The organism is Nocardiopsis lucentensis DSM 44048, assembly GCF_000341125.1.
Lineage (GTDB): Bacteria > Actinomycetota > Actinomycetes > Streptosporangiales > Streptosporangiaceae > Nocardiopsis > Nocardiopsis lucentensis.
Window position 1 is genome coordinate 1 of sequence record NZ_ANBC01000734.1, and the last position, 2,845, is coordinate 2,845.

A 2,845-nucleotide genomic window follows, 5' to 3' on the forward strand; every position below is an offset into this window, starting at 1 on the left:
TCGCGCCGCCCTTGAAGTCCACCAGCAGCAGCGCGAGGTTCTCCGGCGAGTGGTTGATGACCAGTGAGGCCACCATCGTCCGCAGCATCTCCGACTTGCCCGAACCGGTCGCGCCGACCACCAGCCCGTGCGGGCCCATGCCGCCGAACGCCGACTCCTTCAGGTCCAGCAGCACCGTGTTGCCGCTCGGCCCGATACCGATCGGGACCCGCAGGTAGTCGCCGGTGCTGCGCTTGCGCCAGGTACGCCGCGTGTCCAGCTGGGCGACGTCGGGCACGCCCAGGATCTCCGGCAGCCCGACGGTCTCGTGCATGGCGTCGTCGGAGTCGGTGACCGCGATACCGTACGGCGCCAGCCCGCGCGCCAGGCTCGTCAGGTGGGCGATGCTCGACCGGTCGGCCCTGCCCTCGATGGGGCTGCGGTCGGCCGCCTCGTCCGCACCCGGCAGTTCGGTGTCCTCGGTGAGGGTGCCGTCGGCGTCGACCGTCAGTCGCAGGTCCACCGCCTCCGGTTCCTCGCGGCGGTCGCTCACCAAGGCGATCACATGGATACCCAGGTCGGCCAGGGAGGTCACGGGCGGTTCGGCGTGCAGTCCGGACAGCGTCGACTGGTGCTCACCGTCGAGCACGACCACCAGCCGCTGTGTGCCGGGGCCCGGCGGCTTGCCGCGCCGCCTCTGGAGGTCGACCGTGCGGCGCTCGATCTCCTCGGACAGCAGTTCGGCGATCTGGACGGTGTTCCCGGCCACCAGCCGGGCGGGCATCGGGCCGTCCTTGGCCTCGTCGAAGGTGTTGTGCGGCAGCCACTTCAGCCACTCCCACGACGTGCGCATCTTGTTGTCGCGCACCACGCCGATCCGCAGGTCGTGCGGAGAGTGGAAGGTCGACAACTGCGCGATCATCGACCGCGCCAGCCCCCGCCCGGCCTCGCGGTCGCCGACGACCGACACCACGCCGTACTCGCGCAGCGGGAGCACCAGCGGCATCTCGGGCACGTCGCCGTACAGCTCGATGAGCTGGTCGGCGGCGCCCTGGCAGACGGGGTCGTAGACGATCAGCGGGTTGGAGTTGTCCACCTTGAGCTTCAACGCCCGGGCCAGCGGCCGGGTCCCCGAACCCGCGCGCACGTCCAGGAAGTCGGGATCGGACGCGCGCCGCTCCCAGCGCCGGGCGCGGGAGCGCGCGGGCTCGGTCAGCAGTTGCGGATCCGGGTGGCGGAAGGCGTTGTCCGCGCGCTGCGTGGCGGCCACGTCCCGGACGATCTCGCGCAGCTGGTCGAGGTAGTCGACGTACCGTTCCCGCTGTTCCCGGATCCGCTTGCGGGGTCCGTTGTGCTGGGCGACGAACATGATGATGCCGACGACGACGCTCGCCATCATGATCATCACGCCCGCGACCGCCATCAGCGGGCGGTGGCCCATGGTGATGGACATCAGCAGGGAGCCCGACCCGGTGATGATCGGCATGATGATCATCGCGCCCGAACTCGAGGCGGGAGGATTCTCCGGCATCTGCGGCGGGGTCGCGATGACCAGAGGCGTGTTCCCAGGGGCAGTCGGGGTGCTGCGGGCGGGGCGGGGGACCGGTCTCGTCGCCACAGTGATCTCTTTCCGTCCACCGGCGGGGGTTGGGTGTCTGGGTGACTACGCTAGGAATGATCTCGCGAACACCGCGAATCACCTAATTCGCGTCGGTCTGTACCCCCGAGCGGAGATAACCCCCTACGGCGACGGCAAAGGAATCATGGGTGTGAGTGGATACTGCCGGGTTACGGTCACCGGACCGGACCGCTGGGCCGATCTGGCACTGCCCGGAAGTGTGCCCGTGGCGACGCTGATGCCGCGCATCGTCGAGGTGTGCGCTCCCCAGGAGGAGGGCACCGAGCCCGCGCACTGGGCGTTGACCACCGTCGACGGCTCTCCGGTCCGGCTGGAGGAGCCACTGGAGAGCGCCGGGGTCTACGACGGCGACGTCCTCATGCTCGACCGGCGGACCGCGCCCAGCCGACCCGCGCACGTGGACGACGTGCGCGGTGCCGTGGAGGACCGGGTCGACGAGACCGCCCGGATCTGGAACCCGACGACGACGCTCTCCTTCGGGCTCCTCGTGGCCGGAATCGGCCCCTTGCTGATGCTGCTGTTGATGATGTGGTTGCGACCCTCGGTCGGCCACCTGGGTGTGGCGAGCGTCGGCACGCTGTTCTCGATCGCGATCATGCTGCTCGCGGCACGGCGTCCGCTGCCCGCCGTCGCCCACGTCCTGTTCGCCGCCTCCTGCGTGTGGGGCGCGGTGACCGCCGTACTCGCCGCGGGCCTGGTGACCGCCGCGGGCGCCCTGGTGATGTCGGCGTTCGCGCTGGCCGGCGCGCTCCTGGTGGCCGGGGTCGGCTGGGCCCTGCACGAGACCGGGCTGGCCTACATCGCCGGGCTCGGCGTGATCACGGTGACCGCCGGGGTGCTGGTCGGTGTCGGGGCGTTCGTGGACCCGGTGCAGGGTGTCCGCGCGATGGGACTGGCCCTGGCCCTGTGCGTCGGCGCGCTACCGCGGGTGGCCATGGTGATGGGCGGCCTGTCCGGGCTGGACTACGAGGTGGGGCGCTCGGGTCAGGTCGCCACGGACCGTTTCGAGGACACCTTCACCAACAGCGACCGTCTGCTGCTGGGCATCGTGATGGGTGCCGCGATCAGCGGCGGCGCGGTCACCGTGCTCCTGACCTTCATGGCCGAGGGGCTACCGGATCTCCTGCTCAGCGGTCTGCTGTCGGTACTGCTGATCATGCGCTCGCGCCTGTTCGACCGGATCCGCCACGTGCTGCCGTTGCGGCTCGGGGGCGTCCTGGGAATCGG

2 protein-coding genes are annotated in these 2,845 nt (G+C 70.6%); one reads left to right on the forward strand and one right to left on the reverse strand.

Annotated features, from left to right (window positions below):
- The coding region (locus tag D471_RS0125685; RefSeq protein ID WP_017601273.1) for an FtsK/SpoIIIE domain-containing protein at positions 1-1,474 on the reverse strand (1,474 nt) is incomplete at its 3' end.
- 274 nt (positions 1,475-1,748) lie between these two features.
- On the opposite strand from D471_RS0125685, the gene eccD reads away from it, so the two are divergent.
- Positions 1,749-2,845, forward strand: a 1,097-nt coding sequence (eccD, locus tag D471_RS0125690; protein WP_040691302.1) for a type VII secretion integral membrane protein EccD, incomplete at its 3' end; no start/stop codon positions are given.